The 26,598-nt window shown below is 63.8% G+C and carries 33 protein-coding genes and 1 pseudogene; 17 read left to right on the top strand and 17 right to left on the bottom strand.

Annotated elements, in window-relative coordinates; genetic code table 11:
- The first annotated feature begins 36 nt into the window (after positions 1-36).
- A complete protein-coding gene (locus J1N60_RS11105) occupies positions 37-405 on the top strand; it encodes a winged helix-turn-helix transcriptional regulator (RefSeq protein WP_312907440.1) in 369 nt (122 codons plus the stop codon).
- Positions 406-578: 173 nt separating this feature from the next.
- On the opposite strand, the gene J1N60_RS11100 is transcribed toward J1N60_RS11105, so the two are convergent.
- On the bottom strand, positions 579-2,006 hold the full coding sequence (locus tag J1N60_RS11100) for a hypothetical protein (protein ID WP_312907438.1): 1,428 nt from the start codon (positions 2,004-2,006) through the stop codon (positions 579-581).
- Between the two features lie 160 nt (positions 2,007-2,166).
- The gene (locus J1N60_RS11095) at positions 2,167-2,748 is read right to left on the bottom strand and encodes a DUF7998 family protein (protein WP_312907436.1); all 582 of its coding nucleotides are present in this window, start codon (positions 2,746-2,748) and stop codon (positions 2,167-2,169) included.
- A gap of 127 nt (positions 2,749-2,875) precedes the next feature.
- Here J1N60_RS11095 and J1N60_RS11090 point away from each other — a divergent pair, with 127 nt between their 5' ends.
- The 4 genes from J1N60_RS11090 to J1N60_RS11075 all read left to right on the top strand — a co-directional run bounded on the left by J1N60_RS11090 (position 2,876) and on the right by J1N60_RS11075 (position 5,595).
- On the top strand, positions 2,876-3,913 hold the full coding sequence (locus tag J1N60_RS11090; RefSeq protein WP_312907434.1) for a sodium:calcium antiporter: 1,038 nt from the start codon (positions 2,876-2,878) through the stop codon (positions 3,911-3,913).
- Between the two features lie 132 nt (positions 3,914-4,045).
- Positions 4,046-4,375 carry a cupin domain-containing protein gene (locus J1N60_RS11085; RefSeq protein ID WP_312907432.1) on the top strand — a complete coding sequence of 110 codons (330 nt, stop codon included), beginning with the start codon at positions 4,046-4,048 and terminating at the stop codon, positions 4,373-4,375.
- 83 nt (positions 4,376-4,458) lie between these two features.
- On the top strand, positions 4,459-5,019 hold the full coding sequence (locus J1N60_RS11080) for a dihydrofolate reductase family protein (protein ID WP_312907430.1): 561 nt from the start codon (positions 4,459-4,461) through the stop codon (positions 5,017-5,019).
- 87 nt (positions 5,020-5,106) lie between these two features.
- Positions 5,107-5,595, top strand: coding sequence for a DUF2267 domain-containing protein (locus J1N60_RS11075; protein ID WP_312907428.1), 489 nt, complete (start codon positions 5,107-5,109; stop codon positions 5,593-5,595).
- A gap of 80 nt (positions 5,596-5,675) precedes the next feature.
- On the opposite strand, the gene J1N60_RS11070 is transcribed toward J1N60_RS11075, so the two are convergent.
- The 3 genes from J1N60_RS11070 to J1N60_RS11060 all read right to left on the bottom strand — a co-directional run bounded on the left by J1N60_RS11070 (position 5,676) and on the right by J1N60_RS11060 (position 7,850).
- Positions 5,676-6,140, bottom strand: coding sequence for a YbhB/YbcL family Raf kinase inhibitor-like protein (locus J1N60_RS11070; protein ID WP_312912578.1), 465 nt, complete (start codon positions 6,138-6,140; stop codon positions 5,676-5,678).
- A gap of 694 nt (positions 6,141-6,834) precedes the next feature.
- Positions 6,835-7,506, bottom strand: coding sequence for a helix-turn-helix domain-containing protein (locus J1N60_RS11065; RefSeq protein WP_312907426.1), 672 nt, complete (start codon positions 7,504-7,506; stop codon positions 6,835-6,837).
- A gap of 128 nt (positions 7,507-7,634) precedes the next feature.
- Positions 7,635-7,850 carry a hypothetical protein gene (locus J1N60_RS11060; protein ID WP_312907425.1) on the bottom strand — a complete coding sequence of 72 codons (216 nt, stop codon included), beginning with the start codon at positions 7,848-7,850 and terminating at the stop codon, positions 7,635-7,637.
- A 195-nt stretch (positions 7,851-8,045) separates the two neighbouring features.
- Between J1N60_RS11060 and J1N60_RS11055 the strand changes: the two genes are divergently transcribed.
- The 6 genes from J1N60_RS11055 (at position 8,046) to J1N60_RS11030 (ending at position 12,580) form a co-directional block, all read left to right on the top strand.
- On the top strand, positions 8,046-8,279 hold the full coding sequence (locus tag J1N60_RS11055; protein ID WP_253434883.1) for a DUF2249 domain-containing protein: 234 nt from the start codon (positions 8,046-8,048) through the stop codon (positions 8,277-8,279).
- A gap of 193 nt (positions 8,280-8,472) precedes the next feature.
- Positions 8,473-8,766 (top strand): DUF2249 domain-containing protein, encoded by a 294-nt coding sequence (locus J1N60_RS11050; protein WP_312907423.1) that lies wholly within the window; start codon positions 8,473-8,475, stop codon positions 8,764-8,766.
- Between the two features lie 197 nt (positions 8,767-8,963).
- Positions 8,964-10,067 (top strand): copper-containing nitrite reductase, encoded by a 1,104-nt coding sequence (gene nirK / locus J1N60_RS11045; protein WP_312907422.1) that lies wholly within the window; start codon positions 8,964-8,966, stop codon positions 10,065-10,067.
- Between the two features lie 382 nt (positions 10,068-10,449).
- Positions 10,450-11,913 carry a heme o synthase gene (locus J1N60_RS11040; RefSeq protein ID WP_312907420.1) on the top strand — a complete coding sequence of 488 codons (1,464 nt, stop codon included), beginning with the start codon at positions 10,450-10,452 and terminating at the stop codon, positions 11,911-11,913.
- Complete coding sequence (locus J1N60_RS11035) at positions 11,910-12,365, top strand: DUF3054 domain-containing protein (RefSeq protein WP_312907418.1); 456 nt, start codon at positions 11,910-11,912, stop codon at positions 12,363-12,365. Before J1N60_RS11040 ends, J1N60_RS11035 begins: the two co-directional genes overlap by 4 nt.
- Positions 12,366-12,442: 77 nt before the next feature.
- The gene (locus J1N60_RS11030; protein WP_312907417.1) at positions 12,443-12,580 is read left to right on the top strand and encodes a DUF7560 family zinc ribbon protein; all 138 of its coding nucleotides are present in this window, start codon (positions 12,443-12,445) and stop codon (positions 12,578-12,580) included.
- Between the two features lie 69 nt (positions 12,581-12,649).
- On the opposite strand, the gene J1N60_RS11025 is transcribed toward J1N60_RS11030, so the two are convergent.
- Positions 12,650-13,111, bottom strand: a complete 462-nt coding sequence (locus J1N60_RS11025) for a pyridoxamine 5'-phosphate oxidase family protein (RefSeq protein WP_312907415.1) — start codon at positions 13,109-13,111, stop codon at positions 12,650-12,652.
- A gap of 62 nt (positions 13,112-13,173) precedes the next feature.
- Positions 13,174-13,848, bottom strand: a complete 675-nt coding sequence (locus tag J1N60_RS11020) for a helix-turn-helix domain-containing protein (protein WP_312907413.1) — start codon at positions 13,846-13,848, stop codon at positions 13,174-13,176.
- Between the two features lie 172 nt (positions 13,849-14,020).
- Between J1N60_RS11020 and J1N60_RS11015 the strand changes: the two genes are divergently transcribed.
- From J1N60_RS11015 to J1N60_RS11005, 3 genes are all read left to right on the top strand, one after another.
- Positions 14,021-16,084: a sensor histidine kinase gene (locus J1N60_RS11015; RefSeq protein WP_312907412.1), complete on the top strand. Its 2,064-nt coding sequence runs from the start codon at positions 14,021-14,023 to the stop codon at positions 16,082-16,084.
- Positions 16,085-16,354: 270 nt separating this feature from the next.
- Positions 16,355-16,516, top strand: a complete 162-nt coding sequence (locus J1N60_RS11010; protein ID WP_312907411.1) for a DUF7560 family zinc ribbon protein — start codon at positions 16,355-16,357, stop codon at positions 16,514-16,516.
- A 249-nt stretch (positions 16,517-16,765) separates the two neighbouring features.
- Positions 16,766-17,146: a helix-turn-helix domain-containing protein gene (locus tag J1N60_RS11005; protein ID WP_312907410.1), complete on the top strand. Its 381-nt coding sequence runs from the start codon at positions 16,766-16,768 to the stop codon at positions 17,144-17,146.
- Positions 17,147-17,177: 31 nt separating this feature from the next.
- Here J1N60_RS11005 and J1N60_RS11000 read toward each other — a convergent pair whose 3' ends face one another.
- The 5 genes and pseudogenes from J1N60_RS11000 to J1N60_RS10980 form a co-directional block, all read right to left on the bottom strand.
- Positions 17,178-18,290 (bottom strand): aminotransferase class V-fold PLP-dependent enzyme, encoded by a 1,113-nt coding sequence (locus tag J1N60_RS11000; RefSeq protein WP_312907409.1) that lies wholly within the window; start codon positions 18,288-18,290, stop codon positions 17,178-17,180.
- Between the two features lie 30 nt (positions 18,291-18,320).
- Positions 18,321-19,352, bottom strand: a pseudogene (locus J1N60_RS10995) (NAD(P)/FAD-dependent oxidoreductase).
- Positions 19,349-19,708 (bottom strand): thioredoxin, encoded by a 360-nt coding sequence (gene trxA, locus J1N60_RS10990; protein ID WP_312907407.1) that lies wholly within the window; start codon positions 19,706-19,708, stop codon positions 19,349-19,351. Before trxA ends, J1N60_RS10995 begins: the two are co-directional and overlap by 4 nt.
- Positions 19,709-19,923: 215 nt before the next feature.
- Positions 19,924-20,454 (bottom strand): DUF2243 domain-containing protein, encoded by a 531-nt coding sequence (locus tag J1N60_RS10985; RefSeq protein ID WP_312907405.1) that lies wholly within the window; start codon positions 20,452-20,454, stop codon positions 19,924-19,926.
- Position 20,455: 1 nt separating this feature from the next.
- The gene (locus tag J1N60_RS10980) at positions 20,456-20,797 is read right to left on the bottom strand and encodes a four-helix bundle copper-binding protein (RefSeq protein WP_312907403.1); all 342 of its coding nucleotides are present in this window, start codon (positions 20,795-20,797) and stop codon (positions 20,456-20,458) included.
- Between the two features lie 137 nt (positions 20,798-20,934).
- On the opposite strand from J1N60_RS10980, the gene J1N60_RS10975 reads away from it, so the two are divergent.
- Positions 20,935-21,222, top strand: coding sequence for a DUF7967 family protein (locus J1N60_RS10975; RefSeq protein ID WP_312907401.1), 288 nt, complete (start codon positions 20,935-20,937; stop codon positions 21,220-21,222).
- A gap of 87 nt (positions 21,223-21,309) precedes the next feature.
- On the opposite strand, the gene J1N60_RS10970 is transcribed toward J1N60_RS10975, so the two are convergent.
- Both J1N60_RS10970 and J1N60_RS10965 read right to left on the bottom strand, forming a co-directional pair.
- Positions 21,310-22,347 carry a sulfite exporter TauE/SafE family protein gene (locus J1N60_RS10970; protein WP_312907399.1) on the bottom strand — a complete coding sequence of 346 codons (1,038 nt, stop codon included), beginning with the start codon at positions 22,345-22,347 and terminating at the stop codon, positions 21,310-21,312.
- Position 22,348: 1 nt separating this feature from the next.
- The gene (locus tag J1N60_RS10965) at positions 22,349-22,498 is read right to left on the bottom strand and encodes a DUF7512 family protein (RefSeq protein ID WP_312907397.1); all 150 of its coding nucleotides are present in this window, start codon (positions 22,496-22,498) and stop codon (positions 22,349-22,351) included.
- Between the two features lie 528 nt (positions 22,499-23,026).
- Here J1N60_RS10965 and J1N60_RS10960 point away from each other — a divergent pair.
- On the top strand, positions 23,027-23,872 hold the full coding sequence (locus tag J1N60_RS10960) for a universal stress protein (protein WP_312907395.1): 846 nt from the start codon (positions 23,027-23,029) through the stop codon (positions 23,870-23,872).
- A 53-nt stretch (positions 23,873-23,925) separates the two neighbouring features.
- Here J1N60_RS10960 and J1N60_RS10955 read toward each other — a convergent pair whose 3' ends face one another.
- Positions 23,926-24,576, bottom strand: coding sequence for a molybdenum cofactor guanylyltransferase (locus J1N60_RS10955; RefSeq protein ID WP_312907393.1), 651 nt, complete (start codon positions 24,574-24,576; stop codon positions 23,926-23,928).
- Positions 24,577-24,796: 220 nt separating this feature from the next.
- Here J1N60_RS10955 and J1N60_RS10950 point away from each other — a divergent pair, with 220 nt between their 5' ends.
- Positions 24,797-25,252 carry a pyridoxamine 5'-phosphate oxidase family protein gene (locus J1N60_RS10950; RefSeq protein ID WP_312907391.1) on the top strand — a complete coding sequence of 152 codons (456 nt, stop codon included), beginning with the start codon at positions 24,797-24,799 and terminating at the stop codon, positions 25,250-25,252.
- A gap of 42 nt (positions 25,253-25,294) precedes the next feature.
- Here J1N60_RS10950 and J1N60_RS10945 read toward each other — a convergent pair whose 3' ends face one another.
- The gene (locus tag J1N60_RS10945) at positions 25,295-26,023 is read right to left on the bottom strand and encodes a DUF2270 domain-containing protein (RefSeq protein ID WP_312907389.1); all 729 of its coding nucleotides are present in this window, start codon (positions 26,021-26,023) and stop codon (positions 25,295-25,297) included.
- Between the two features lie 119 nt (positions 26,024-26,142).
- The gene (locus J1N60_RS10940) at positions 26,143-26,580 is read right to left on the bottom strand and encodes an NINE protein (protein WP_312907388.1); all 438 of its coding nucleotides are present in this window, start codon (positions 26,578-26,580) and stop codon (positions 26,143-26,145) included.
- Between the last annotated feature and the right edge of the window lie 18 nt (positions 26,581-26,598).

Here is a 26,598-nt window from a genome sequence, read left to right as displayed (position 1 = left end):
AAAACAGGTATACTCCCGGCCGTTTATAGTCCATGTATGAACTCTGCTAGATGCGGTTGTGGGTGTAACGAGCCGGAAATCACCTACTACGAGCCGCTCATCGGTACGCTCGAGCTCCTTGCGAACAAGTACGCTCTCGAAACGATCGGTGTCATCGGTTCACACGGTCCGATGCGTTTTGCGACGCTCGAAGCGCACCTCCCAGAAGCGAGCAGTTCAACGCTCTCAAACAGGCTGCACGAACTCGTCGACGGCGAGTTGTCGACGAGGACGCAGTACGACGAGGTGCCCCAACGCGTGGAGTACGAGCTAACCGGACGCGGTCACGAACTTCAGGCTGCGTTGGAACCAATGCTCGAGTGGGCGTCGTCTCACGAGATTCCAGCACAGCCCCACGAGAGTTAACCCAGAGGAGAAATATTTCGCCGGTCAATACGCACGTGTAGTGAGTGGATGATTCACCGATGCCAATGTAATATAACCGATGTCGCTGTGCTGCACTCATCCTCTCTATGCAGGACGGGCGGTTCAAACCGATCACTCACTGAGGATTTCCCGAGCCCTATTGCTGTCTTCGGTCACCTGGGAGGCGAGTCGACGCCGGACTGGGGCTCAACCTGGGACCGGGGCTGAGAGGGCGGCGGCTCGCTTCCTGGCTCGTCGCTCGAGAACCGGCCGAACAGCAAGCCCGGAACCGAGTGGGGACTGTGGCGTCTAAGGATCAGGATCACGTTGAGCAGAAAGAGCGCAGCGCCGACTGTGACCGAGAGCCCACCGACGGTCGAGACCGTTCCCAGGGCCCCCGAGGCTCCCGAGAGTTCGAACGCGTCGCTGGCGACCAGCAACCCCACTCCGACGACGAAACAGACGAAGTCGACCCGTGCCACCCGGTCGTCGTAGAGGTCGTCGATCATAGGCACCGGTTCGAGACCGAGACGGTCGCTGTACCGGTGGACCCAGACGATGAACGGAACCACGTGGGAGAGCGTCCCGAGGACGACGAAGCCGACGACGCCGAGGATCAACAGCGAGAAGGCGCCGGGGGCGCCGAAGAGCGTAGCGGGGTCGAGTGGGTCGCGGAACCAGGCGAGAGCGGTCCAGATCGCCCACCCACCCATCGCCACGGCGAGGACGGCGTACCGACTGAGCATCGGCGTCCAGGGCACCTGCGCCTCGAGGAGCCGACGGGCCAGGATCACGCTCATTCCGAGGGCGCTGGCGACGACGAGGATCGCACCGATGCGTGCGAGTGGCGCGACGTCGAAGAGCCGTCCCCCAGCCAGCGCGAGGACGCCCACGGGATGGCCGACCGACTCAAGTCGACGGAGCGGGAGGTCGATTCCGTGGAGACTCGACTGGGTAAACATCGTGGCGAGCTGGTAGAGCGCCCCGTAGACGGTCGTGAGGACGGCCCCGTAGAGCGCGAGGGTCGCGTGGCTCATCCGGACCGATCCGTGGTTCACGGGCGTATCCGCGAGAATCGGCCGCGTCAGGCCGGCCGCGAGAACCACGCCCAGGCCGGTCAGCAGGACGAAGAAGCCCAGCGCGATGGCGAAGTGACGCTCGGTGACGTCCCACGGTCGAGCCGAGCGAAGCGTTCGCCCGACGTTGTAGACGAACGTCCAGAACCCCGCGAGCATCACGACCCCGCCGAGCGGGAGCCAGCGGTACGCGCCTAGCAGTAGCGCGGCGGCGAACGCGAGGAGGCCGGCGACGACCAGCCACAGCTGCGCGATCGCCAGTTGCCTCGAGTGAATGGCGACGCCCGACCAGACCGGGACGAACTGGGTCATCGCGCCCATGATCGTCACGGCGACCCAGCCCACCAGCAGGAGGTGAACGTGTACCAGCCCGAGGTTCCCGGGAACGAGTGTTCCGTCGAACGACTGGACGGCTCCCGCGAGGGCCCCGGCGAGCAACAGCCCGGTCCCGACCAGAAAGTGTCGAAGAGGGATCGTCATCGGCGGACCTCGATCCGCGTCGATCGATCCCGGTATCGCGCTCATAGTCAGTGAAAGGGGCTCGAGCTACCTCGAGATGGTTCCGAACATATTCCGGTCGGCGTTCGCTGGCGGGTATTTTGGCGGTGAGGCGGCGAGCGATGAGCGACGAGAGCACCTCCTGAGAAACGAGAAACCACGACCCAGAAACGCGACGGTCACAACCTCAGAACGGCGCGTCCGAACTGCCCCGGCTCGGCCCCGTCGCACCCATCGAGCGCTCCATCGGATTGGACCCGATGTCGCCGCTCGGCTCGTGATCGACTGCACCCGTTTCGAGAAAGACGGCCTCGACCTCCTCGAGCTGGGCGTTGATCGCCTCGCTCTGGTGGTGCATCGGCGCCGCGCGAACCGAGACGAGGTCGTACTCGTGGCGGTCGGAGAGGCCGTTCCAGGCCCGGAACGAGCCGATCGTGAGGGTGTGTGTCTGCGGGCAAAACGGCGTCGTCGGGGTGAACTCCGCCCGGAGGACCGCGGGGTCGTCGCGGTCCCGGGCGTACCGGTAGCCGGCGCCCGGGTGGCGGGTGTCGAGGTTGAGCCTGGCGAGGTTGTAGTTGAAGGTCATGTCGTAGACCTTCCGCTCCTCGAAGCAGTCTCGCGTGAGCCGATGAAACGCGAGGTGATCGTCGCCGGTCAAGAGGTCGTGTTCCTCGAGGGACGGCCCCGGCTTCGGAAGGTTCTCCGGAACGTAGTCGTCGTAGTCGTCGAAGAGGTCCTCCGCGCCGAACGGGGATCGAAAGCCGCGCATACCGAACGGGAGGGGCTCCGGTATCCTATGGGTAGTCCCGGACATATTCGCGTCGATGGCGACGGGCGCGTCGAACACGTCGACATTTCGGACCGATTTATATCCTTCCGTCCCAACACGTCCGGCAATGGTCTTCCCAGGAGTCCTCGCGGGCGGGTCGCTGGCCGACGTCGCCGTCGTCCTCGTGGCCACGGGCGTGATATGGATCGGGAGCGGCTGGCTCGAGGGGTCGGCCGATACGCTCTCGGCGTACTACGAACTCCCGGCCGTCGTCCAGGGATCGATCGTAGTCGCCGTCGGCTCGAGTTTTCCGGAACTCGCGAGCGTCGTGTTCACGGCGCTGGCCGGGACGTTCGACATGGGTGTCGGGGCAGTCGTCGGCTCCGCGATCTTCAACATCCTGGTGATCCCCGCGCTCGCCGGCATCTTTTCGCACGGAACCATGGAGACGAATCGGGCCATCGTCTACAAGGAAGCCCAGTTCTACATGATCGCCGTCTCGGGGCTGATCATCACGTTCGCGCTAGCCGTGATCTACAACCCCGTCCCCAACGGCTCGGGGCTCGGCGGCGAAATTACCCGCCCGCTCGCGATGCTCCCGATCGGGCTGTACGGCCTGTACCTCTTCATCCAGTGGCAGGACGTCAGCGATTACGAGGCCACGGAGGCGAAGCCGTCGATCGACCTCGCTCGAGAGTGGGCGAAACTCGCCGGCGGATTGCTCCTGATCCTCGTGGCGGTCCATCAGCTGGTGGGTAGCGTCGAATCGCTGGGCGCGACGTTCGGCATCCCGGAGTTCCTCGCTGGCGTCACGATTATCGCGGGTGCGACGAGCCTGCCTGACATGCTGGTGAGCATTCGGTCGGCTCGAGGCGGCAACGAGGAGACGAGCCTCGGTAACGTCCTCGGTTCGAACACGTTCGACCTGCTCGTGGCGATTCCCATCGGCGTGTTGATCGTCGGGACAGTCGCGGTGGACTTCGCGGTCGCCATCCCGATGTTCGGCGTGCTCACCCTCGCCACGGTGGTCCTCTTTGCGGTCATGCGAACCGACCTCTCGTTGACCACCCGAGAGGCGTACCTGTTGCTCGTGAGCTATCTGGTGTTCGTCGGCTGGGTGATCGCGGAAACGATCGGCGTGACCAGTTTGATCAGGGGTGTCTGAGACCAATCGTCGCTCGAGATTTGGACGTGGGCGCATCGCTCGAGGTCCGGTCGCGACCGTATCGATCGAGGTCCGGCACCCGAATCGATTCGGACGAATCCCCAAGGCTTCGGTATGCGTGCGTACCACTATATGCCACAACCGACCACCGATTCCGCTGCACCCACCGAACGCGCTGTCCTCAAGGACCTCGAGGGCTCACCCCACGCCCGCGTCTTCGAGGGCGAACCACAGACGATCAGGCTCACGCTCTCCGCCGGCGATTCCATCGCCTCTCACCAGCACCCCGACCGACAGATCGTCTTCTACCTGCTCGAGGGACGCCTGACCGTCACGCTCGGCGAGGACGACCACGACCTCGAGGCCGGCGATATCGTTCGCTTCGACGGCGACCAGTACGTCTCTCCGGCGGCCATCGAGGACAGCGTGGCGTTGCTGGTGCTGGCGCCTCGAGCCGATTAGCGATTAGCGATTAGGCCCGTCGTTATCGACGGGACGCACTCTTCGAGGCCAAGAACGATTGCCCCTGGAGTCGTACGAGCAGCGTGACCACCGGGACGATCACCCTCTACATCGCGATCAGCGTCGACGGATTCATCGCCGACGACGACGGCGACGTCGAGTGGCTCGAAGAGTTTGAATCGACGAGGGAGCGCGAAAGCGAAGGCGAAGGTGAAAGCGGATACGACGCGTTCTTCGCAGAGATCGACGCCCTCGTGATGGGCGCAAATACGTACGAACAGGTGCGGTCCTTCGGCGCGTGGCCCTACGAGGACAGGCCGACGTACGTGTTAACTCACGACGATACCGAACCGGTCGTGGACTCCGTCGAGACCGTCGAGTTCGTCGACGAACCGGTTGCGGATCTCGCTCTCCGACTCCGGGATCAGTACGCCAGTATCTGGCTCGTGGGTGGCGCTCAGGTCGCCCGGGCGTTTCTCGAGACGAGGCAGCTGGACCAACTCCAGTTGACCATCGCTCCCATCCTGCTCGGCGGCGGGATTCGCCTGTTCGGGACGAACGGGCCGAGAAACCGGCTGACGCTGGAAAAGACGACGTCGCTCGAGAGCGGGCTCGTCGAGCTTCGGTACGCAATCCAGGAGTAGTGGTTTCCCCTCGAGGTCGCTCGGGTAGTGAACGGGTATCTCCGCCCACTGTTGGTTTATAACGCTATTCGTCGTCCGTTCACTGCCATGAATTTCGACGAGTTCACCGGCGAGGTCCAGCACCGCCTCGAGCTTCCCGGCACCGGCGAGACCGTCCGCGCGACCCGGGCGACGCTTATGACGTTAGGACAGCGCATACCCGAAGGGGCAGCCGAGGACTTCGCGGCATCGCTCCCGATGGAGATCCAGTGGTACATGACCGGCGCCGTCCACGAGCATGGCCAGCGATTCGACTGGAAGGAGTTCGTCTCACGGGTGAGTGACATCGAGCGCGCCGACCCGCCTGAAGCAGCCTACCACGCTCGAGTCATCGTCGACTTCGTTCGGACGCAGGTTCCTGCTTCTGACTTCCAGCAACTCCGCGACCAGCTGCCCGAGAGCGAAGACGAAGAGAATTGGCGGAAGCTCTTCGAGGTCGTCGACGGCGGCGGCTGGGGCGAGGCCGAGGAGGCTCAGACCGGCGGCGGTCCACAGTCGACGGACGACGGTGACGGGGACGGGGACGGCTCCGAGTGACAGAGACAGGGACAATAACCGCCTCGAGTACCTCGACGGCGGTCGAATTGTCGGATCCCGTCCGAATCCGCCCAGCCGACCTACGGCGGATACGTCCCGGTCAACTGCGTCTGTGCGATCACGTGCCCGTTCATCGCCCTTCCGAGTTCGTCGGCCGAGGCGCCCGCCTCGAGGTCGAACACCGCGTCGAGGGCGTACGCCTTGAATCGATAGGTGTGCTCGGCGTCCGGTGGCGACGGGCCGCCGTAGCCGACGCCGCCGAAGTCGTTCTCGCCCTCGACGGCACCAGCGGCATCCCAGTCCTCCGGGATCGTGGTCGTCTCCGGCGGCACGTTCCACATCAGCCAGTGGACCCAGATCCGCCCGGCCGGTTCGACGGCGTCTGGATCGTCGACCACCAGGGCAAGCGAGTCGGCTTCGTCCGGTACCCTCTCGATCTCGAGCGGCGGGTTGACGTCCCGTTCGCTACGTCCGTACTCGTCGGGAATGCGCTCGCCGTCGTCGAAGGCGGGGCTGGTGAGTCTGAGGTCACCCCGCTGGTCCACTCTCGAGAGAGCGGGGTTGTCGTCGCTGTTCCCACCGCCGGAATCGCCGGGACCGCCGAATCCGCCGAAACACCCCGCGAGAATCGCGACGAGTGCGGTCGTAATCGTGCGTCGTGTCATGTTCATCTCCGTTCCTGTTGCGTCTCAGGTTCGCGTTCTCGAGCGCTCCGATGACCGTCGTCGTTTCGATCAGGACGACGCCCGCGGTCTCGAGTCGGTACGGAAGTCGAGCGCCCGAGTCGGGTACGAGAACCACTGCCAGGGGAATAAAACACCCACCCCGTCGGCGGCGGGGAGTACCGCTTCGATCGGTAGCGGTTGTCGTCGTTCGACGTGTGAGATGCCCGTCGGAGGGTTCTCGCGGCATTCGTCGCCCACGTACGCGATCCGAGTTATCCTGAACGCGGTCTGGCGGCACTCCCCTGTGTACGCGTGCGCCATCGGCGTATTGGGCCTAACGCTCGGTCTCGAACCGTGACGAATGCAAGAATGCGATATACTTCAATAAGTATAGTTAGTAGGGATCCGCGGCCCCACTCGAGCGATCGACGAGAGCTGAAACCACGACTGGCTGTCGCGAACTGAACGGGCGCTTCGGACTCGTTCGACGTTTCGTCGCCGACTCGAGCGTGGTTCGGCTCCCGAAGCGGTCGGTGATGGTGTCGACGAACTCCTCGTCGGGCGTCAGAATCGATCAGGACACCAGCTCTTCCTCGAGCGGCGGGTGTCGCTCCACGTCGACCAGATTGTCGACGAACTGCTTGATGATCGCCTCTTCAGCGCGGTGGAGCGTCTCGCTGCAGGTCGACTTCGCGATGTCGAGACGGTCGGCGAGGTCGGTCAGCGAACACCGGCGCGGGGTATCGTAGTACCCGTGCTCGACGGCGGCGACGACGAGTTCGTGCTGTCGCTCGGACAGTAACTGCGTGTCGTGGAGCCGTTCCTGGACGCTGTCGATGCGGTACTCGAGCCCGAACCGGGAGAACTGGTCGGCCAACTGGGAGAGTCGGTCCCGAGAGCCGGCGACCTCGAGCGTCGCTTTCCCCTGGCGAATCTCGACTGGGAGTTCGATTGGCATGCCGGAATCGCGCGAGGAGAAGAGCAACAGCGGAGCCGTGGTCTCGAAGTGGACCGTCGCCTCGTTCTCGCTCCACTGAATCAGCGAAATTTCGGTGAGCTGCGGGTGGTCTTCCATGTCCTCGAGGACGGCCGGGACGTCGGGGCCGGTGATTCGAACCAGGGCGAACCCCGATTCGGCGCCCGGAACCGCGGCGTCGACGTAGAAGGTCGCCTCCGGGTGGGCGCTCGAGACCTCCTGCACCCACACCTTCTCCGGGAGCGTGACGGTGAGCGTCGCGTGAGCCATACGAACACGTTCGGGTGCGTTCCCCTAATGAGTACCCCAGAATATGATCGGTCGGGAACGACCGCGGGGTTTATCATCTCGAAACGGAATCGCGGCAGGATCTCGCTCGAGATCGACGAGCAGCGGCGCTAGCGTTCTCCAGACGACGGATGGAAGTCGGCATAGACCGGCCAGAAGGGGACCAGCAGAAGGAAGACAGCGACGACGAAGGCGGGGACAGCCAACCGCGCTGGCAGTCCGAGCCACCACAGCAGGGCCGTGCTTCCGAGGGCGAGTCCGACGTGGAGGAGGACCGCGACCTGAACGGTGAGGAATCCGTGTGTACCAGCATCGGTCGGATACATCGAGTATCAGTACCGTTCGGATCCGCATAAGTGTTCTCGCGTATCCGACACGACGGTCGTCCGAACGCTACCTAATTATGGTGTGATACGCACGTGAGCACGCGATTCGGAGACGAGAGACGTCTGCGAGCCCAGAATCGACCCGAACGTATTCGGAGGAACGCCGATACCGGTGGAACCACTACCGACGACTGCATGACGACACTCGACGTCAGATCGATCCCGCCGGTCGACCGCCACCCGACGATTCACGACGCCTTTGACGAACTCGAGGCAGGCGAAACGCTGACGATCATCAACGATCACGAACCGAAGCCGCTGTTCTACGAGTTCCAGGCGGAAGTCGACGAGTTCGACGTCGACGGATACGCCGTCGAACAGGCCGAGGCGGGGAAATTCGTTGCGGAGTTCCCGAAACGAGCCGAGTAACGCACCATTCGAAACTGGTACTCTTACCCCGTCATCTCCACCGTTCGCGCGAAGACGCGAGCGTTTTCGTCTGTCGTCCGCAGTGATCACGCTGAGTTGTCATCCTCACCTGGCACCCTCGTCCATCAGTCTCGCTCGTCACCCGAACGCATTCGCGAACAAGTAGACGACCCTCGAGTTCATTTGTAGACGTATGTCTACTCACGGCCAGGGCCACGACCACAATTACAACCACGAGTCCGTCGTCGAACGGACGGCAGCGCCCGAGGACCGACCGCGAACCGTGCTCGACGTTCGATCGCTAGGGCCGCCGGCCCCGCTCGCGAACACGCTCGAGCGGCTGGTGGAGCTGCCCGAGGAGACGGTGCTGATCCAGCGAAACGACCGCGCCCCGCAGTTCCTGTATCCGAAACTCGAGGATCGAGGCTACGTGTACGAGACGCTCGAGATGGACGCCGAAGTCGTGACCGTCATCTGGCGAGCGTGACCGGATAGTGGGGTGTCGTCCCCAATTTCACCGAATTCGAACCCCGTCTGAACGAACTGCTTGAAGTTGACACCCTCATAACGAGGGGTCTTTTAAATATTTAAACTCCTATCCGAACACCTCCGTACGTATTTCCATTGTCCGGGAATCGTATTCATACTTGAACATACGTCAAGTCAAACTCCCAGGTGAGGACAATGACCCAACTGAATTCGAAACGACGGCGGTTCTTGCAGGGACTCGGTGTGGCTGGTGCAGTAGCGGTCGCTGGCTGTGTCGGGAACGCTGACGAGGGGAACGGAAACGGCAACGGAAATGGCAACGGCGAAGAACCAGCGGCCGACACGGAAGAGTCGCTCGCGAGTGCGAAACCGGTCGACGTCGACCGCGTCGCGGCCGATCCGACGGACATTCCAGCGCCGGTCGACTGGACCGAGCCGCGCCACCACGAAATCTCGATGACGACGACGGAGGTCACCGCGGAGATCGAACCGGGCGTCACCTTCGACTACATGACGTTCGACGACCAGATCCCGGGACCGATGATCCGCGTACGTCGGGGCGACACGATCCACCTCACGCTCACGAACAGCGAGGAGAACTCGATGCCACACAACATCGACCTTCACGCAGTCTACGGCCCCGGCGGGGGCGCCGAGGACACGACGATCAGTCCGGGCGAGAGCGCGGAGATCGAGTTCAAAGCGATGTACCCCGGCGTGCACGTCTACCACTGTGCGGTCCCGAACATGGACTACCACATCAGCGCCGGGATGTACGGCGCAATCCTCGTCGAGCCCGAGGACGGCCTCCCGGCGGTCGACCGCGAACTGTACTTCGGCCAGAACGAGCTGTACACGAAGGGCGCGCCCGGCGAGGAGGGCCATCACGCGTTCAGCTTCGACAAGATGAAAGCCGAGGAGCCAACCTACGTCACCCTCAACGGCGAGGCCTACGCGTTCACCGGGAACGGCTACGGCCCCGTGACCGTCCAGAAGGGCGAACGGGTTCGCGTCTTCTTCGCCAACGGCGGGCCGAACCTGACGAGTGCCCTCCACCCCATCGGGAACGTCTTCGACGCGTACTACCGCGAAGGCGACCTGGTCTCCGAGCCGGGCCGCTTCGTCGAAACCGCGCCAGTCGTCCCCGGATCCGTCGCGGCCGGCGAAATGGAGACTCCGGTTCCCGGACCGATCAAACTCGTCGACCACGCGCTCACTCGAGCCGCCCGGCGGGGGATGCTGGGCGTCATCGAGGTCGAGGGCGAACCTGAACCCGAGATATTCAATCCGGAACCGTAGGCTCGCCGTGTGCGGAGCTCGCTTTTCTTTTCCACGTTTTCTCTCCTCTACGATTCGACCCGCTTCTCATCCACGACTCGCGACGGTCGATGAACTGTCACTCGTCGAACGTACCGTCCTGTCGGATGTAACCAGGTGCAGATCCAGGCTCGAGGGATGGATCCCTGACCGTTCTGATAACTGGCGACGGAACCGACGACCGTCGGATCTGACGGTAAGGAACGTCAGAACTGCTACCCGCAACCTCCCCCTCTTACCCTCGAGACCTCTCGCCGCTCGAGCCGGTCGAAACATGTTCGGGGGAATTGTCGGGTACGACCGTTTCGAACGCCTTCGTGTGAACGGGAACTGAACCGCCCGTTCGAACACGCTCTACCCACTCATGACGACCCTGTTTACGACACGTCGATTCGTTCTCCTTCTCGCGACAACGACGCTCGCGACCTACGCGCTGCTCGCGACGGGGGCGGCGCTCGCGACGACCGACGCCGGGAGCGCCTGCGGGACGTGGCCGCTCTGTACCGACGGAATCGCCTCACTGACCGACCCGACGCTGATCGCCGTTCTCGGCCATCGACTGCTCGCCGGGATCGTCGGTCTGGTACTCGCCCTGACGATGGTCGGCGCCTGGAAGGCGGAGGCGAGTCGACGGACGCGTATCGCCATCAGCGGCGGCGTGGCCCTCTTCGTGATCCAGGTCGCCGTCGGTGGACTCGTCGTTGTTACTGGAGAACCCGTCGCGAGACGAGCCCACCTCGCGATCGCTGCCGTGCTCTTCACCGCGCTGCTCGCCGCCCTCGGCTGGACGCTCGAGGGCGAGTCGACCACCGAACGGACCACAGTCGACACCGCCGAGCCTGCACCGTCGTCCGAACCTGCAAGCGAATCGCCGTCGTCCGCACCCGCGAGTGAGCCGCCGTCGAACCCGACTCGAGCCAACGCGGAACGGTCGACGCACGCCCGACTCCGTTCGAAGGGGCGAACCTACCTCGAGTTGACGAAACCGCGGTTGATGTGGCTGCTGTGTCTGCTCGCGCTCGCGGGGATGGCGCTCGCGACGACCACCGGTCAGTGGCCCGACGGCGTGACCGTCGTGGCGACGCTCGCCGGCGGGGTGCTGGCGACGGGAGCGAGCGGGGCGTTCAACCACGCCTACGAGCGCGACCGTGATCAGCAGATGTCGCGAACGGCGGACCGGCCCGTGGCGACCGATCAGGTGTCGGCCGCTCGTGCGACCCTCTTTGCGTTCGCGCTGGCCGTCCTTTCGATGGTCGTGCTCGTGACGCTGGTCAGCCGTCTCGTCGCGGCGCTGACGCTGGCGGCCATCGTCTACTACAGCGTACTCTACACCGTCGTCCTCAAACCGAATACGACCTGGAACATCGCGATCGGCGGCGGGTCGGGCGCGCTTCCGGCCCTCATCGGCTGGGCTGCCGTCACGGGTTCGATCGGGCTGCCGGCGATCGTGCTCGCGCTGATCGTCGTCGTCTGGACGCCGGCGCACTTCTACAACCTCGCGATCGTCTACCGGGACGACTACGCGCGGGCCGGCTACCCGATGTTTCCGGTCGTCTCGGGCATCTCGGCCGCCCGGCGCCGGATCCTCCTGACCCTCGGCGGAACGCTGGTGATGACGACCGTGCTCGGCCTCGTGACCCCGCTCGGTTGGCTCTTCACCCTCTCGACGATTACCGCGGGTGGAATGTTTCTCGTCGCGGCAGTCGTGCAGTGTCGCCGCCGAACCGACCGCGCGACGCTCCGGACGTTCCACGCCTCGAACGCCTACCTCGGCGTCGTCTTGCTCGCCATCGTCGCCGAAGCGCTCGTCGTCGGAGTCCGACCATGACCATGAACGCGATATCCCAACGCATCCGACTCGCCAGCCTCGACTCGAGTACCGCCGTCGTCGCCGCCGTCGTCGCTCTCGGCGACGGAATCGCCATCCTCGCCTTCTTCGGCATCGGCTTGTTCTCGCACGCGGTCGAGCCGTGGGTGTACCCGATCCACACCCTTCGAACCGCCGTGCCGTTTCTGGTCGGCTGGCTGTTCGTGAGTATGCTCGTCGGGACGCTCCGGTTCGACACGCTTTCCAGCCCCACCAGGACCCTTCGATACGTCACGCTCGGCTGGATCGGCGCTTCGTTCGTCGGCGCCGCGATTCGGGCGACGGAATACTTCCCCGGGGGTGCCCCGCTCGAGTTCGTCCTCGTCAACGTCGTCTTCGGGCTGGCCTTCGTCCTGCCGTGGCGACTCTGCGTTTCGCTGCTCGGTCGTCGGACGCTTCGACGTCCCGTTTAAACACCCCCACATAGTGTGGCTAGACCCCTATCGAGACCCGTCGTGTTCGTCTAGGTAGAGGTGCCCAACCGACTCCAATGAAAACACACGAGTTTACCTGTCCGGACTGCGGCCAGCGAGGCCCCGTGGACGGCGACGTGCGCGACGCGACGGTCGAGTACGGGTGCCCAGTCTGCGGAACGACGGTTTCCCGCGAACACTTTCTCGTTCACTGATTGCGTTTTAGCGCGCCCAGCCACCGCCCGAGGGACGGACCGAGGATCACACCGAAAAACCGACAGGAGCTACGCGTCCCCGCGATCGATTTCGGTTCGGCGCCCGCTCAGGTCGTCGGGTTCAAACCGATAGAGTTGGATGTCGAGATTCGCTTTCGACTCGCCCCAGATTTCGAACAGCGGTCGCTTCGTCGTCCCGTACTGCTCAACGTCCTCGACGGTGAGATTGGCCGGGTCGATCGTCTCGAGCGTACCGACGGCCACGATGCTGTGGTAGGTCTCACCGCCATCTCGTTCGTTGTAAACGACGAGACGAACCTGGGGAGAAGAGGCGAGAAACTCGCGTTTCTCGCTTTCGGGCGTCGAAACCAGTCGCATGTAGAACGATCGGCTGTCGGCGTCGTATCCGTAGGAGATCGGGATCGCGTACGGCGTGTTGTCGCTGGCGAGTGCCAGGACGCCAGTCTCGTGGCGATTCAGGAAGGCGTCGATCTCCGTCGCCGTCATCTCGGTTTCCTCGGCTAGTGACATCGTCGTATGCAGAGTCAAAGCCTATGCGGCATTAAACTATTTCCGTTGTCGGTCGCCGACGGTCACGCGTCAGTCTCGAGGATGTCCTCGAAGAGCTTTCGCTGAGCGGCGACGAGGTGTTCGGTGAACGTCGACTGGCTAATGTCGAGCTCGGCGGCGATTTCGGTCGCGTTGGCCCCTTTCGGCCGCTCGAAATACCCGGCATCGTAGGCGGCCTGCAGGACCTCGTGCTGGCGGTCGGTGAGTTTCCCACGGTTGACGAACACTTGCTCTTCGGTCGACCCCTGCAACGGCGGCTGGAGGAGTCGCTGGACGTCGATATCGGGGTATCGTTCGCGGAACTCGGTCATGATCGCCTGGAGCTGGTCGAAATCCTCGGCGTGAAAGACCAGCGTGAGGCCCCCGTCCTCGGCGACGTAGCGGTGGACCGGACAGCCGAACGAGCCGAGACAGGCGCAGGGACACCTCGAGTCGTCGTGCGTGTGACGATAGAGGTTGGTGGGCCCGTAGGAGAAGATCGGACCGGAGACGTCGTCGATCTCCTCGTCGGTAGCGGCGAGGAACTCCGTGGTGCTCGTGGTACTCCTGGTATTTCCCTCGCTGTCGCTCGAGTTACCCTCGCTCGCCGCACTCGTCGACACCCGATCGACCGTCGTCCCCGTCCGCTGTGAAAAGGCCGCAATTGGACAGCCCTCGGGCGACCCGACTTTCACCGTCGCGCGAATTCCCGGCGACATCGTCTACCGGTGGGTTCGAAGTCCGGCCTAATGAAGATAGGGTTCCGCGGACTCGGGGCCGACGTGTCGGTCGACGGTCACTCGGCGAGCCACGGGGGACGGCGGTACTGTCGTTGAAGCGACGGTCGGATATCCAGAAGTACTATTTATTTGGCCCTTCTTTCGGAATGGTATGAATCCCCTGGCCCGATTCCACTCGGCGTTCGGTGGGCGTCGTGCGATCCTCGCACTCGGGGGACTGTACGCCGTTATCGGGGTGAGCTGGCCACTCACGCAAGTCGGCGAAGCGCTGTCGAGTTCGGCGGCAATAATCGTCGTCGTCCTAGTCAGCGGGTCCGGCCTCGTGCTCCTCTACGGGGGATACGGGCTGCCCCGGACCGACATTCAGCCGAGGTTCTTCACGACCATCGCCAGCTGGTGTCTCCGCGCGATTGGCGTGGTCGCCAGTATTCTCCTCTTCATCTATCTCGCCGGTCAGTTGTCGGATCCAGTGAACAACTTCCTCATCCTCTCTGCGCTCGCTGGCGTCGCCGGATTCGGCGCAGGAGCGTACGACGCGCGCGCAAAATCGCGAACGTACGTTCTCGAGCAGCGCAATCAGGAACTCCAGGACACGCAGGCGGAACTCGAAGAGACGCTCGATCGCCTCGCGGCGTCCGAACAGCGCTACCGAACGTTGACGGAGAACTTTCCGAACGGAGCCGTCGCCCTACTGGACACCGAGTTACGACACACGCTCGTCGCCGGGAACGCCCTCGAGGAAACCGGGTACGATCCGACCGAACTGCAGGGAAAACGCGTCCAGGACGCCTTCCCGCCGGAGGTCGTGGACGTCGTCGAACCGCACTATCGCGCGACGCTCGAGGGCGAATCGACAGTTTTCGAGCTGGAGACGCCGGAACAGGTGTTCGAGTTCCGAACCCATCCGTTGACCGACGAGGGCGGACGCGTGTACGCCGTGCTGGTCATGTCCCAGGACATCACCGATCGAAAACGCCGCGAACAGGAACTCACGGACCGGATTCGCCAGCAACAGGTCGTCGCCGATCTCGGCCAGCTCGCACTCGAGACGGACGATCTCGACGAACTCATGCACGAAGCGGCCCAGCGGGTGAGGGCCGCGCTCGACATCGAGTACTGCAAAGTGCTCGACCTCGATCCCCAGGCTGACGAACTGCTCCTCCGCCAGGGAGTGGGCTGGAAACCCGGGCTCGTCGGAGGAGCGACGGTTTCCGCCATCGAAGCCGACTCGCAGGCGGCATATACCCTGGCGAGCGATCGACCTATCATCGTCGAGGATCTGAAGTCGGAAACGCGGTTTACCGGTCCGGATTTGCTCCGAAACCACGACGTTCGTAGCGGAATTAGCACCATCATCGGCCCGAGTAACGATCCATGGGGGATCCTGGGAGCCCATGACACCGATCCGCAGGGCTTCAGCGACGAAGACGTCACGTTCGTCCAGAGCGTCGCCAACGTCATCGCGGAGGCCATCGAACGCCACCAGTACCAGCACGAACTCGAGCAGTCCGTGACCAGCCTGCGAGAATCCAACAAGCGTCTCGAGCAGTTCGCCTACGCCGCCTCCCACGACCTCCAGGAACCGCTCCGGATGGTCTCGAGTTACCTCCAGCTCATCGAGCGCCGCTATGGCGACGCCTTCGACGAAGACGGGGAAGAGTACCTCGAATTTGCGATTGGCGGGGCCGACCGCATGCGGGGGATGATCGAAGGATTGCTCGCCTACTCGCGGGTGGAAACGAGCGGCGAACCGCTCGAGCCGGTCGATCTCGAAGCCGTCCTCGAGAACGCTCGCGAGGACCTCCAGGTGCAGATTTCCCGGAGCGACGCGACGATGGCGGCCGAATCGCTCCCAATCGTCGAAGGCGACCACGATCAGTTGCGACAGGTCTTCCAGAACCTGGTGAGCAACGCGATTCAGTACAGCGGCGACGAGCCGCCGTCGATTCACGTCTCGGCGGAACGAAACGGTTCCAGATGGGTCGTTTCGGTTCGCGACGACGGGATCGGAATGGATCCCGACGAGACGGATCACATCTTCGAGGTATTCTCCCGGCTGCACAGCCGAACGGAGTACGAGGGAAGCGGGATTGGACTCGCCGTCTGCGAGCGAATCGTCGAACGCCACGGCGGCGAGATCTGGGCAGAGTCGGAACCCGATGGCGGAACCACAGTTTCGTTTACCCTTCCTCCGGCCGGTGAGCACATCGAGTGAGGGCCGCAGCGGTCACCATTACGGATGGATTGACGCGCGGACGCGTCCAGTCCAACTGGACACTCGAGCGTGATTCGCCTACTCGCGCTCGATCCATCTACGGTGACTCTCGAGCCTCGAGCGACGTCCTCGACGTCGTCGACTCGTCGTTCGGTCTCATCGAAGCGAGGAGTCGCCCCAGAAGGACGAGACTCGACGTCACGAGGTATTCTCATACCCTCAGAACGAGAGTGGACAACTTATTACTGGAGGCTGTCTGACCTAGTAGCAATGAGTGCAAGTGAGGACTATCGCTTCGTCTGTCCCGAGTGCGCCCAGGCCATCACGGTCAACGCGTCGATGCGGGACGCCCTCGTCGAGAACGGCTGTGTGGTCTGTGGGAGCACCGTCTCTCGAGCGGACTTCGAAGAGCTGGCCGAAAGCGACGCCTGAAGAACCGCCCGTCACCGACGCGTCGAACGCCCGTTTCTCTCTTTTCGCAACCAGCCGATTTCTCGATGGACGACTGTTCTCGATGGACGGCGACTGACGATTCGTGTACGAGACGACCTCGTTCCAACAGCCACTCGAGGCCGTGTGATGCGTTCACAGGTCTCGAAACCCCTATTTTCGCCACCCTATATAAACGACCCACGATATCGGTGGTGTACACTCGAGGGCCATCGGTTCCTCTACAGAAGTATGAGCCAGTCACTGACCGCGACGACGAGCCCCTTCGGATACGACACCCCAAACGACGAGACGACGATCACGACCGGCGACGACGTCCAGACGATTCTCGACGCACTCACCGACGCCGACTGCCGGACCATCCTCGAGGCCCTCAACGAGGACGCCGGGTATCTCACCGCATCCGAACTCTCCGAGCGCTGTGACGTCCCCCTCTCGACGACCTACCGCAAGATCGAGAAGCTGACCGACGCGGGGATGCTCGACGAGAAGCTTCGCATCCGCCGCTCGGGCAAGCACACGAGCGAGTACGGCCACCGCGTCGACGACGTCCAGATCTCGGTCGAAGCCGACAGCGGGATCGAACTGTTGCTCTCTCACCCCACCGCCTGATTGGCTCCGATTCTTCTCCTTCCTTCTGCAACTATCGTTCCAACGACTCGAGCAACGCGTCCAGGTCGTCTCGTGTATTGAACGCGTGAATTGACGCCCTGATAGCGTCCGGGTACGAGAGCGACCGAACGGCGACGTCCTGTTCGGCGAGGCGCTCGACCGTCGCTTCCGGATCGGGCACGTCGATCGTGACGAGCCCGGACTCGAACTCGCGAGGGCTGAGCAATGCGGAGTCCGGGAGGCCATCCTTGAGGTACCCGGTGAGGTCGGCGATACGGGATTCGATCGCGTCCGTCCCGAGCTCCTGGTGATAATCGATCGCCGCCGCCAGGCCTTCGTAGAGGGCCGGACTGGTCGTGCCGACCTCGAACCGACCGGCACCGGGTGCGTACTCGTAGTCGCGAGCGGCGGCGTCGATCACGCTCCGGTAGCCGATCGCACCCGGTACGCACTCGCGTTCGGTCCCTTCGCGAACGTAGAGGAAGCCGGCGCCGAAGGGGCCGAGCAGCCACTTGTGACCGGCGCCGACGACGAAATCGGCGCCCCACTCGGTGACGTCGACGGCCGTCTGGCCGGGCGACTGTACGGCGTCGACGAGGACCCGTGCGCCGGCATCGTGTGCCAGTTCGACGAGTTCCGCGATCGGCAGTCGCGTTCCGTGGGTCCAGGTAATCGAACTCACGACCAGCAGCGTCGCTCCCTCGAGTGCGTCCTTCGCGGCCTCGAGGTCCAGTCGGCCGTCTTCCGTCTCGAGGACGCGAACCTCCGTGCCGCGCGTACGCTCGAGCCGACGCCACGGCAGGATGCCTGCCGGGTGCTCGAGGTCGGTGCGGACGACGACATCGTGCTCGTCCCAGTCGAACGCGCCAGCGACGCGGTTGATGCCGTCGGTCGTGCTCTGGGTGAGCGCGATTTCGGCCTCGCGAGCGCCGATGAGGTCTGCGACCGCCGTCTTCGCCCGCTCGAGGCTCGAGCCGGCCGCGGCGTACATGCCCTCGCCGGTCGGCGCGTCGTACTCGTGGGACTCGAGGGACGACTCGATCGTCTCGACGACGGGCCGGGGGCTGGGTCCGCCGGCGCCGGTGTTCAGGTAGACGCCGTGCTCGAGCGCCGGAATGTCTGCGCGAAGGGTCTCGTAGTCCATGAAGGTAGGTGCGTCTACTCGTCGAAGGCCCTAATCGTTGGCCTCGATCGTGAGGGCTGCCGGTTTCGCTGCCAGTTCGGCGTCCGTCTCCTCGAGCCAGGCCTCGGCGTCGAGCGCGGCCATGCTCCCCGTCCCGGCTGCGGTGATCGCCTGGCGGTACTGCGGATCCATGACGTCGCCGGCGCCGAAGACGCCGGGCACGTCGGTCTCGGTCGTCGAACCGTGGGTCTCGAGGTAGCCCGCCGCGTCCAGCGAGACGGGCGTCTCCGCGAGGAAGTCGGTGTTCGGGACGTGGCCGACGCCGTAGAAGATGCCGCCAATGTCGACGGTTTCCTCGGTGACGTCCTCGCCGGCCTCGACTTTCTCGATCGGGTGGCCCTCGGGGTGGCTCACGAGCGTCGCGCCGATAACGCCGGATTCCCGGTCGCCGTGAATTGCGAGCAGTTCGGCGTTCCAGCGGAACGAGATCTTCTCGTGATCGCGAGCGCGCCGGGCCATTATGTCGGAGGCGCGAAGCTCGTCGCGCCGGTGGACGACCGTGACGCTCTCGGCGAACTTCGCGAGGAAGAGTGCCTCCTCCATCGCGCTGTCGCCGCCCCCGATGACGAGCACGTCGTCGCCGCGGTGGAAGGCCCCGTCGCAGGTTGCACACGTCGAGAGCCCGTAGCCCATCAACTCGTCCTCGTTCTTAGCACCGACCCAGCGCGCGCTCGCGCCAGTGGCGACGATCAATGCGCGCGTCCGGATCGTCTCGCCGTTCGAGAGGTCGAGTTCGAACGGCCGGTCCTCGAGGTCGGCCGCCTCGACGGTGCCCTGAGCGAACTCGGCGCCGAATCGCTCGGCCTGCTCCTTCCCGCGTTGGACGAGTTCCATCCCGCCGACGCCCTCCGGGAAGCCGAGGAAGTTCTCGACCTCCGTCGTGAGCGTCAACTAACCGCCGGGTTCGGGGCCCTCGAGGACGAGCGGCTCGAGGTCCGCCCGCGCGGCGTAGACGGCCGCGGAGAGGCCAGCGACGCCGGAGCCGACGACGACGATGTCGCGGTCACGTGTCTCCTCGCTCATTCGTTCGTATATCCCTCGACCAGGCTACGAAGTCGGTCGGCGGGCAACGCACCGACCTGCTGTTCGACCTGCTCACCGTCGGCGAACACCATGATCGTCGGGACGCCGCGAACGCCGAAGCTGGCCGCGAGGGGCTGGTTCTCGTCGACGTCGACCTTCGCGACCGTGGCGTCGGTCTCCGTGGCGAGTTGCTCCATTACCGGCTCGAGCATCTGGCACGGGCCACACCACGTTGCGAAGAAGTCGACGAGAACGACGTCGTTCTCGCTCACGACCTCCTCGAAGTGGGACTGGTCCTGGACGTAGACTGGTTCGTCGGCGGTCTGGTCGGTTCCGCTGTATGCATCAGATGACATCACCTCTTCGTATGGTCCGAGAGTGTTTAAAGATTTTGTGTATATTGCACAATACAGTATTGTGCCTCGAGTTGTGGAGCAGGGTCGTATCACGACCATTCCTTGAATTAATGGGTGTTGGCAGCACCCAGATCAAATAGAACGAATCACGAGCGATTTTCGATTGCGTACTTTCCAAAATTCTGTACGGGGTCGAAACGGCAGGACGACCGCAATCAGGCGGCTTCACTTCGGGTACTGCCGGCTGCGTCAGAGTGCGATCGAGCGATACCGTACCCGAGCGCGAGCAAGAGCACGCCCGACAGCAAGAACGCGACGTCGAAGACCAGAGTGCTTGCCGGCCCGTCGGGCCACACGTGATGGAGCTCGAGGAGGTGGTGATTGACGAGTCCCTCGACCAGGTTGAAGATTCCCCAGCCCATCAGAACCGAACCGAGCAGCGTACGGCCCGAGGGCGGGACGTACGGATGTCGCCACGCGCGGACGATTAACACGATGCCAACGACCGTGAACGCGTAAGTCGCCACGTGAAAGAGCCCGTCGGCAAGAACGTTGAGCCGCAAGGTAGCGAGGTCGGTCGTGTCCGTCCGGGCCGAGAGCATGTGATGCCACTGCAGGAGCTGGTGCAGGACGATGCCGTCGAAAAAACCGCCCAGGCCGACGCCGAGGACCGCTCCGGCCTGAACGAGCGGTTTCGACCGCGCGGACAGCCCGAGCCACGTCTCGGATCGCGGGGGTGCTGCCATGCTAGCTGGCCATTTCACGACACGATTCGGCACATTTCGGAAGGACCTCCGCACAGGTCTGACAGTGATCGTGGTCGTGCTGTTCGCACTCCTCGGCACAGGCCTCGCAGGCGTCCGCACAGATGGAGGCGAGTTCGCCGTGGTACGCCGAATCGCGTGCCATGAATCGCGCGTGGAGGGTCGCCAGGTCGGCGACGTCCCGACAGAGCCGGATGCACTCAGCCATCTCCTCGCCGTGGTCGGCACACGCGTCCACACACCACTCACAGACCTGGGCGGCCTCGAGGCAGTTGTCGATGCAGTCTTTCATCTCGTCGTCTCGCGGGAGCTGTTGTAGCGCCATCACAAGAACGAACAACACCAAACCGGTTCAACGCCACACATGCTCATGCAAGCGTCGCCCGGCGCACACGAGAGCGGTCCCCATCGAAGGGCACGTGACTGCCAAACGTCTTTGGGAATCCGCGTCTAGGACCCGGTATGGCGTCCGAAGCGGATCAGGAAGGCGTTCGGGTCTGGCTGGTCGAGCGAACGTACTCCGACGACGAACAGAACCTCATCATCCTCGTCTACGCGACGCCCGACGGTGAGCGCTACTTCCGCAAGGAACGGGCGCTCACGAGTTTCACCGACGCACGAGAGACGACCGCCGCACTCGAGGTCGACGCCGACAATCTCGGATCGGTCGACGACCCCGACCAGCTGGAACGCTACGCGACCGAGGCGTCCCGAATGGCCGCCGAGCACGAGCCTGACGATCCGATATAGCGTCCCCACGGGTTCGAGACCACTGGCTGACAGTCTCGAGTACCGTGTCACGTCGAAAACGGGTCCGCCGAATGCGTCGAGGCTCGACTAATCGGCCGTCGAACGGGCGATCCGAGCGTTCTGTCGCATCGTGACGACGGTGCTGTAGATGACGGCCCCGCTGACCATGAACGCCGAGAGCAAGATCAGCGCGAAGCTGACCATGTTCAGGACCCCCATCCCGAGGTAGTCCCCGGCCTGGCGGAACGCGACGGCGACCGACCCACCCAGGAGCATCAGCCCGAAGTAGATCTTGATGTCGCCCTCGTCGACGATGCTGGTCGCCGCTGAACCGATCCGTGCGCCGAGTGCGCTGCCAGCCAGCAGCGGTGCGACGATCGAGAGGTCAACGCCGCCCTCGAGGCCGTAGAGAAACGACCCGATCCCGCCAGAGAATACAATCTCGAACAGGTCGGTCCCGACGGCCACCGGAACGGGAACCCCGATCAGGTAGAACATCGCGGGCATGCGGATGAACCCGCCGCCGACGCCGAGGAAGCCAGACAACAGCCCCGTGGCGAACGCGACGCCGAGGACCATCCACAGCGAGACCGTGATCCCGCCGGCGATGGTCATCATCGGGGGCACGTGGTAGGACTGGATCTTCTTCGCGATGTCCGGGATCGCGTCCGGATCGATCTCCTCGTCGGCGGCGTCGTGGTGGCCGCTCGAGCTATCGGTACCGTCACTCTTCAGCGCGTTCCGGGTGACGAACAGACCGATCGCGCCCAACAACACGACGTACGTGATGCCGATGACGCCGCTGGCGAGGCCGAGTTCCTCGAGGTAGAAGACCCCGATCCGTCCGACTTCGATGCCGGCGGTCGTCCCGACGATCATCAATCCGCCGAGTTTGTAGTCGACCTGGCCGAGGTCGTGGTGTTTCATCGTCGCGATGACGGCGGTCCCGAAGACGAATGCCATACCGCTCCCGACCGCGACGCGGGCCGGGTAGCCCATGACCAGGAGCGCCGGCGTCACGAGGAAGGATCCGCCCATTCCAAAGAAGCCGAACAGGACGCCGACCATGAAGCCGAAGCTCACGAACAGGACGAGCATCGTGAGCGCGATGCCGAATACCTCCATGTTAGACGTTCTCGATCGCGTCGATCAGGGGCGGTGCGGCGACTCGCTCGAACAAACCGTACCCGCCGTAGAGGACGATCGCCTCGACGAGGACGGCTCCCACGAGGACGCCTGCCTGTGCTGGTTCCGAGAGTGAGGCGAGCTCGATCATTCGTCTCGACCTCCGTTCTGCGTGTGTTTCGGTTGTGTGCGGATCATGATTTTCTGCTCATCACCTTCTACTGGGGAAGTGCCTATAACGCTTTTGGGACTGTTGTACAATATTACTGCAGCCTATCACACGCCTAACCAACAGAGATATTCGCATAGGTTATGGGAATACAGGTGTATTCGACGAGGCGGTTGAGCAAGGACCCTGTCGCCTCACGCGCGGAACGACCCCCAGTCACGAGGACACGTGGTCACCGGTCACGAGGGCATCTGGTCTGATGCACCTGTTTCGCTCGCCAGTCGATGCGCTCGCTGTAACCGTTCGCTGGCTCATCGCGACCGCACCATCGTGTCGAGGACTCGAGCCGTCCGTACGGGTCGCGAAGAACGGTGGCACATTCGTACGCCTACCAACCTGTATCGAACGAACTGTTGTACACACCGAATAGAGCAATCAATGCCCGATACATTCCCCGGACGGTATTGGATGAAACAAACAATATTATACGTGGGGGTCCCTAGTGGCGGTATGAAGGCCGTCATCGCAACCGACCTGTCCGCAGCCAGCGAAGCCACGATCGAGACCGAAACCTGCCTCGAGTGCCTCGGCCGGATCGGCATCGAGGAGATTCACCTGGTGACGGTCATTCCCTCGAACGTGCACGCGGGCATGCCCGGCATGGACTTCGAGGGACGGCGCGAACGCGCACTCGAGCGATACCGAAAGGTCATCGAAGGCGCCGGATTCGACGTCGAGAGTCACGTCGTCCGGGGGACACCCCATCGGCGAATCAGGGGCATCGCGGAGACGATTGGTGCGAGCATGACCATCGTCGGTTCGCGGGGAAAAAGCCCACTCGAGAACCGGGTGATCGGATCGACCGCGCGTAACCTCGCGCGAACGAGCGAGACGCCGTTGCTCGTCAACCGGATCGAGCGCGGCGTCGACGAACCCGAAATCGTCCGCAAACACCTGTTCCAGCGAATGCTTTACGCGACGGACTTCTCCGAGAACGCCGACCGCGCCTTCGACGCGTTCTCGTATCTCCGGCACGCCGCCAAAGAGGCGACCCTCGTTCACGTCGAGACGCCGAAAGACCCCGGGCTACCCGAGGGTGAGGACCCCCGCCAGCGACTCGAGGAACTCGCCGACCAGCTCGAGGAGTGGGGAATCGACACCCGGATCGAGATACGACGGGGCGACCCGGCCGACGAGATCCTCGACGTCGAGACGGAGTACGAGCCGACGACGACCCTCGTTGGCTCACGCGGGCACAGCCGCCTCCGACGGCTCCTGCTCGGGAGCGTCTCTGAGGACCTCGTCGCCCGTGCGAACGGGAACGTGTTGCTCGTGCCGCCACCGCATGTGGCCTGATCATCGTGCCACCACTGCGAGTGGCCTGATCGGCTGGGTCGGAATTTCTGCAGTCAGAATCGCTTCCGTGCCACCTCGAGGTCCGCCCGCGTGTCGATGCTGTCGAACGAATCGACCGTGGCGTATCGGCTCCAATCGGCCGGCTCGAAGACGGTCCACTCGAGCCTGTCGAGCGCGGCCAGGATCTTGCCCTCGTCGACCTCGAGCGCCGCGCGACAGGCGTCGGCCATCGGTTCCGCCCGGTAGACCGCGTGGGTGGTCTCGAACCAGCCGTCCGGGTGTTTCGGGACGACGGCCGCCGTCCGTTCGTCGGAATCGTGAGCGTCACCGCCCTCGAGTCGCTCGAACAACGCCTCGAGCAACGCCGGTTCGACGAACGGCATGTCACACGCCACGACCGCCGCGACGGGAGCGCTCGCGGCCTCGAGACCCGTCGCGATCCCGGCGAGGGGGCCGCGGTCGGGCGTCTGGTCGACGGCCACCTGGATCGTCCGCGACTCGGATTCGAGCGCGTCCCGGAGGACGTCGACCTGCTCGGCGCGGCAGTTGACGACGAGTTCGTCCGTTACGCCCTCGAGTCGGTCGGCGACGTGGCCGATCAACGGGGTGCCGTCGAGGTCGGCGACCGCCTTGTCGCCGCCCCGAAAGCGAGTCGAAAATCCGCCCGCGATGATGACGCCGGCGCGCGAGGATGTCTCGGGCATCGTGGCTCGAGTTCCCCTTGGCGGTCCGGGTGAATCAGTGCATCGAAGGAGACGAAGGGATCTCGAGGTGCCGAGGATACGAAAACCGTCATTGACGTGGCGTACTCGAGCGTCGGCGAGCAAAGAGCGTCGGAGCGCTCGGGATGAAATGATCCGTTTCTCGAGACAGTCCCTGCGCTCGTAAATGGCCTATTTTTGTCCGACGGTCGTACCGGCCGACATGCAAGGGCTCCGCTGGGTACAACTCGGTGGCGAGGACCTCGATTCGTTTCTCGACCGGGGCGGCACCGGCGTACTCTCGTTCGGCTCGACCGCCGAGGAACCGCCGTTCTCGATTCCGGTTTCCTACGGCTACTACGCTGACGAGGGCCACTTCTACTTCCGGCTTTCGTTCCCGGAAGGGCACAGCGGCGGCAAATCGGCGGTCCTCGACCGACCGGTCTCGTTCGTCGTCTACGCGGAGACCGACGACGGGTGGCACAGCGTCGTCGCGACCGGGTCGCTCGAGGAGATTTCGGACGCGCCGTACGAATCAGCGGCGGTCCAGGGGATGTGGGCGGTACAAATTCCGGCCGTCGACGTCTTCGAACGGCCGCCCGACGACGTGACGTTTCGCGACTTTCGGCTCGTGCCGAACCGCGTCACGGGTCGGAGAGAAGTCGAGACGGCGGAGTGACCGTCGTTCGAAAGTGGTGACGATGGGGTCGAAAGGTTCGGTCTAGCGCCCGGATTTCCACTCGCCGTGCTCGCCCTCACGAAACTCCCCTTTCGCCTGTCGCTCGCGCGGCCAGAGGCCGATGGCGACGGCGGCCAGGTACCACAGAGCGCAGACGGTAACGACCACTTCGCCGGGAACGAGGGCGACCGACGCCGACTCGAGCCAGGCCTCTCTCGGGACGAACGCCGTGATTCGAAAGACCCACGCCAGCACCAGCACGGTGAACAGGGCCAGGTAGATTCGGCGGAGTCGGTTCGCGAGCGCCTCAAGCAGCGATACTTTCACCGTCGGCCGTCGATAATCGTCGCTCAGCTCGGTGCGCCAGTCGGGATTATCGAGGGCAGCGTCGGGATCGAGCGTCGTCGCGAGCAGGTTCTGTTGCATGAGTCGCACTCTGGCGCGGTACACGTCGTAATCCCGGTAGCGTCTGGCCTCGATGAATAGGAACGTGGTGACCACCAGCCCCGCGATCAGGATGATGTAGTGGGGGTTGTCCGTACTCGAGAACGCCCAGGTCAGGATGGCCGCCATGATGGTGACGCTCCAGGTCGTCGTCTGGTCGAGGCGCGAGCGCCAGGTCGTTTCCCGGGAGACCTCTCCGCGATAGGTGTCCCCTAACACCGAACTGACGGTCGTTCGGTCTCGCTCGAGGTCGCTTCCGATCGCTGCGTCGCCGTCTCGTGTTCGAGTATCGCCGGAGTCGGTCGCATCGTCGCTCGAGGGTGGCATACGACGTCTACATCGACGAGACTAATGAACGAAGGCGGGGGCCAGTACCTCGAGACGCGGACGCAATCGGAGTAAGAACGACGACTGGGCCCGTTATCGACCCAGCACAGTTGGACTCGTTATCGACCCAGCAGACTCCCGTCGGCCCACTTCTCCTCGTACTCCGCGTCGTCGGCTATCAGCATGAGGATGCCCTCGATTAACCCGAGGACCGCCGGAATCCCGGTCCAGAAGAAACACAGGTACAGCACGCCGAGCTTCATGTTCCCCTGGTAGAACTTGTGAGCGCCAATTCCGCCCAGCAACAGCGCGAGGACGCCGGCGGCGATCTTGTCCGAATTGGACGACCCACTACCCGACGAGGGCTGTCGAGCACCACACTCTGGACACATCTCAGCCTGTCTGGTGATGAGCGACCCGCACTCGACGCAGTACTTCTCGTTCGCGCCGCGTTCCCCGTGGCTTCCCTCGAGAGAAATCGACTGGTTGACCCCGCAGCTGGGACAGACCGACGCTTGGTCCTGGATTTCGTCGCCGCAGTTGATGCAGTGTTTCATGGGCAGGTGTCAGCGAAA

Origin of the sequence: Natronosalvus caseinilyticus (assembly GCF_017357105.1) — an archaeon.
In the GTDB taxonomy this organism is placed as follows: domain Archaea; phylum Halobacteriota; class Halobacteria; order Halobacteriales; family Natrialbaceae; genus Natronosalvus; species Natronosalvus caseinilyticus.
Note: the sequence above shows the minus strand (reverse complement) of the source record. Positions and strands in the feature narration are given on the sequence as shown.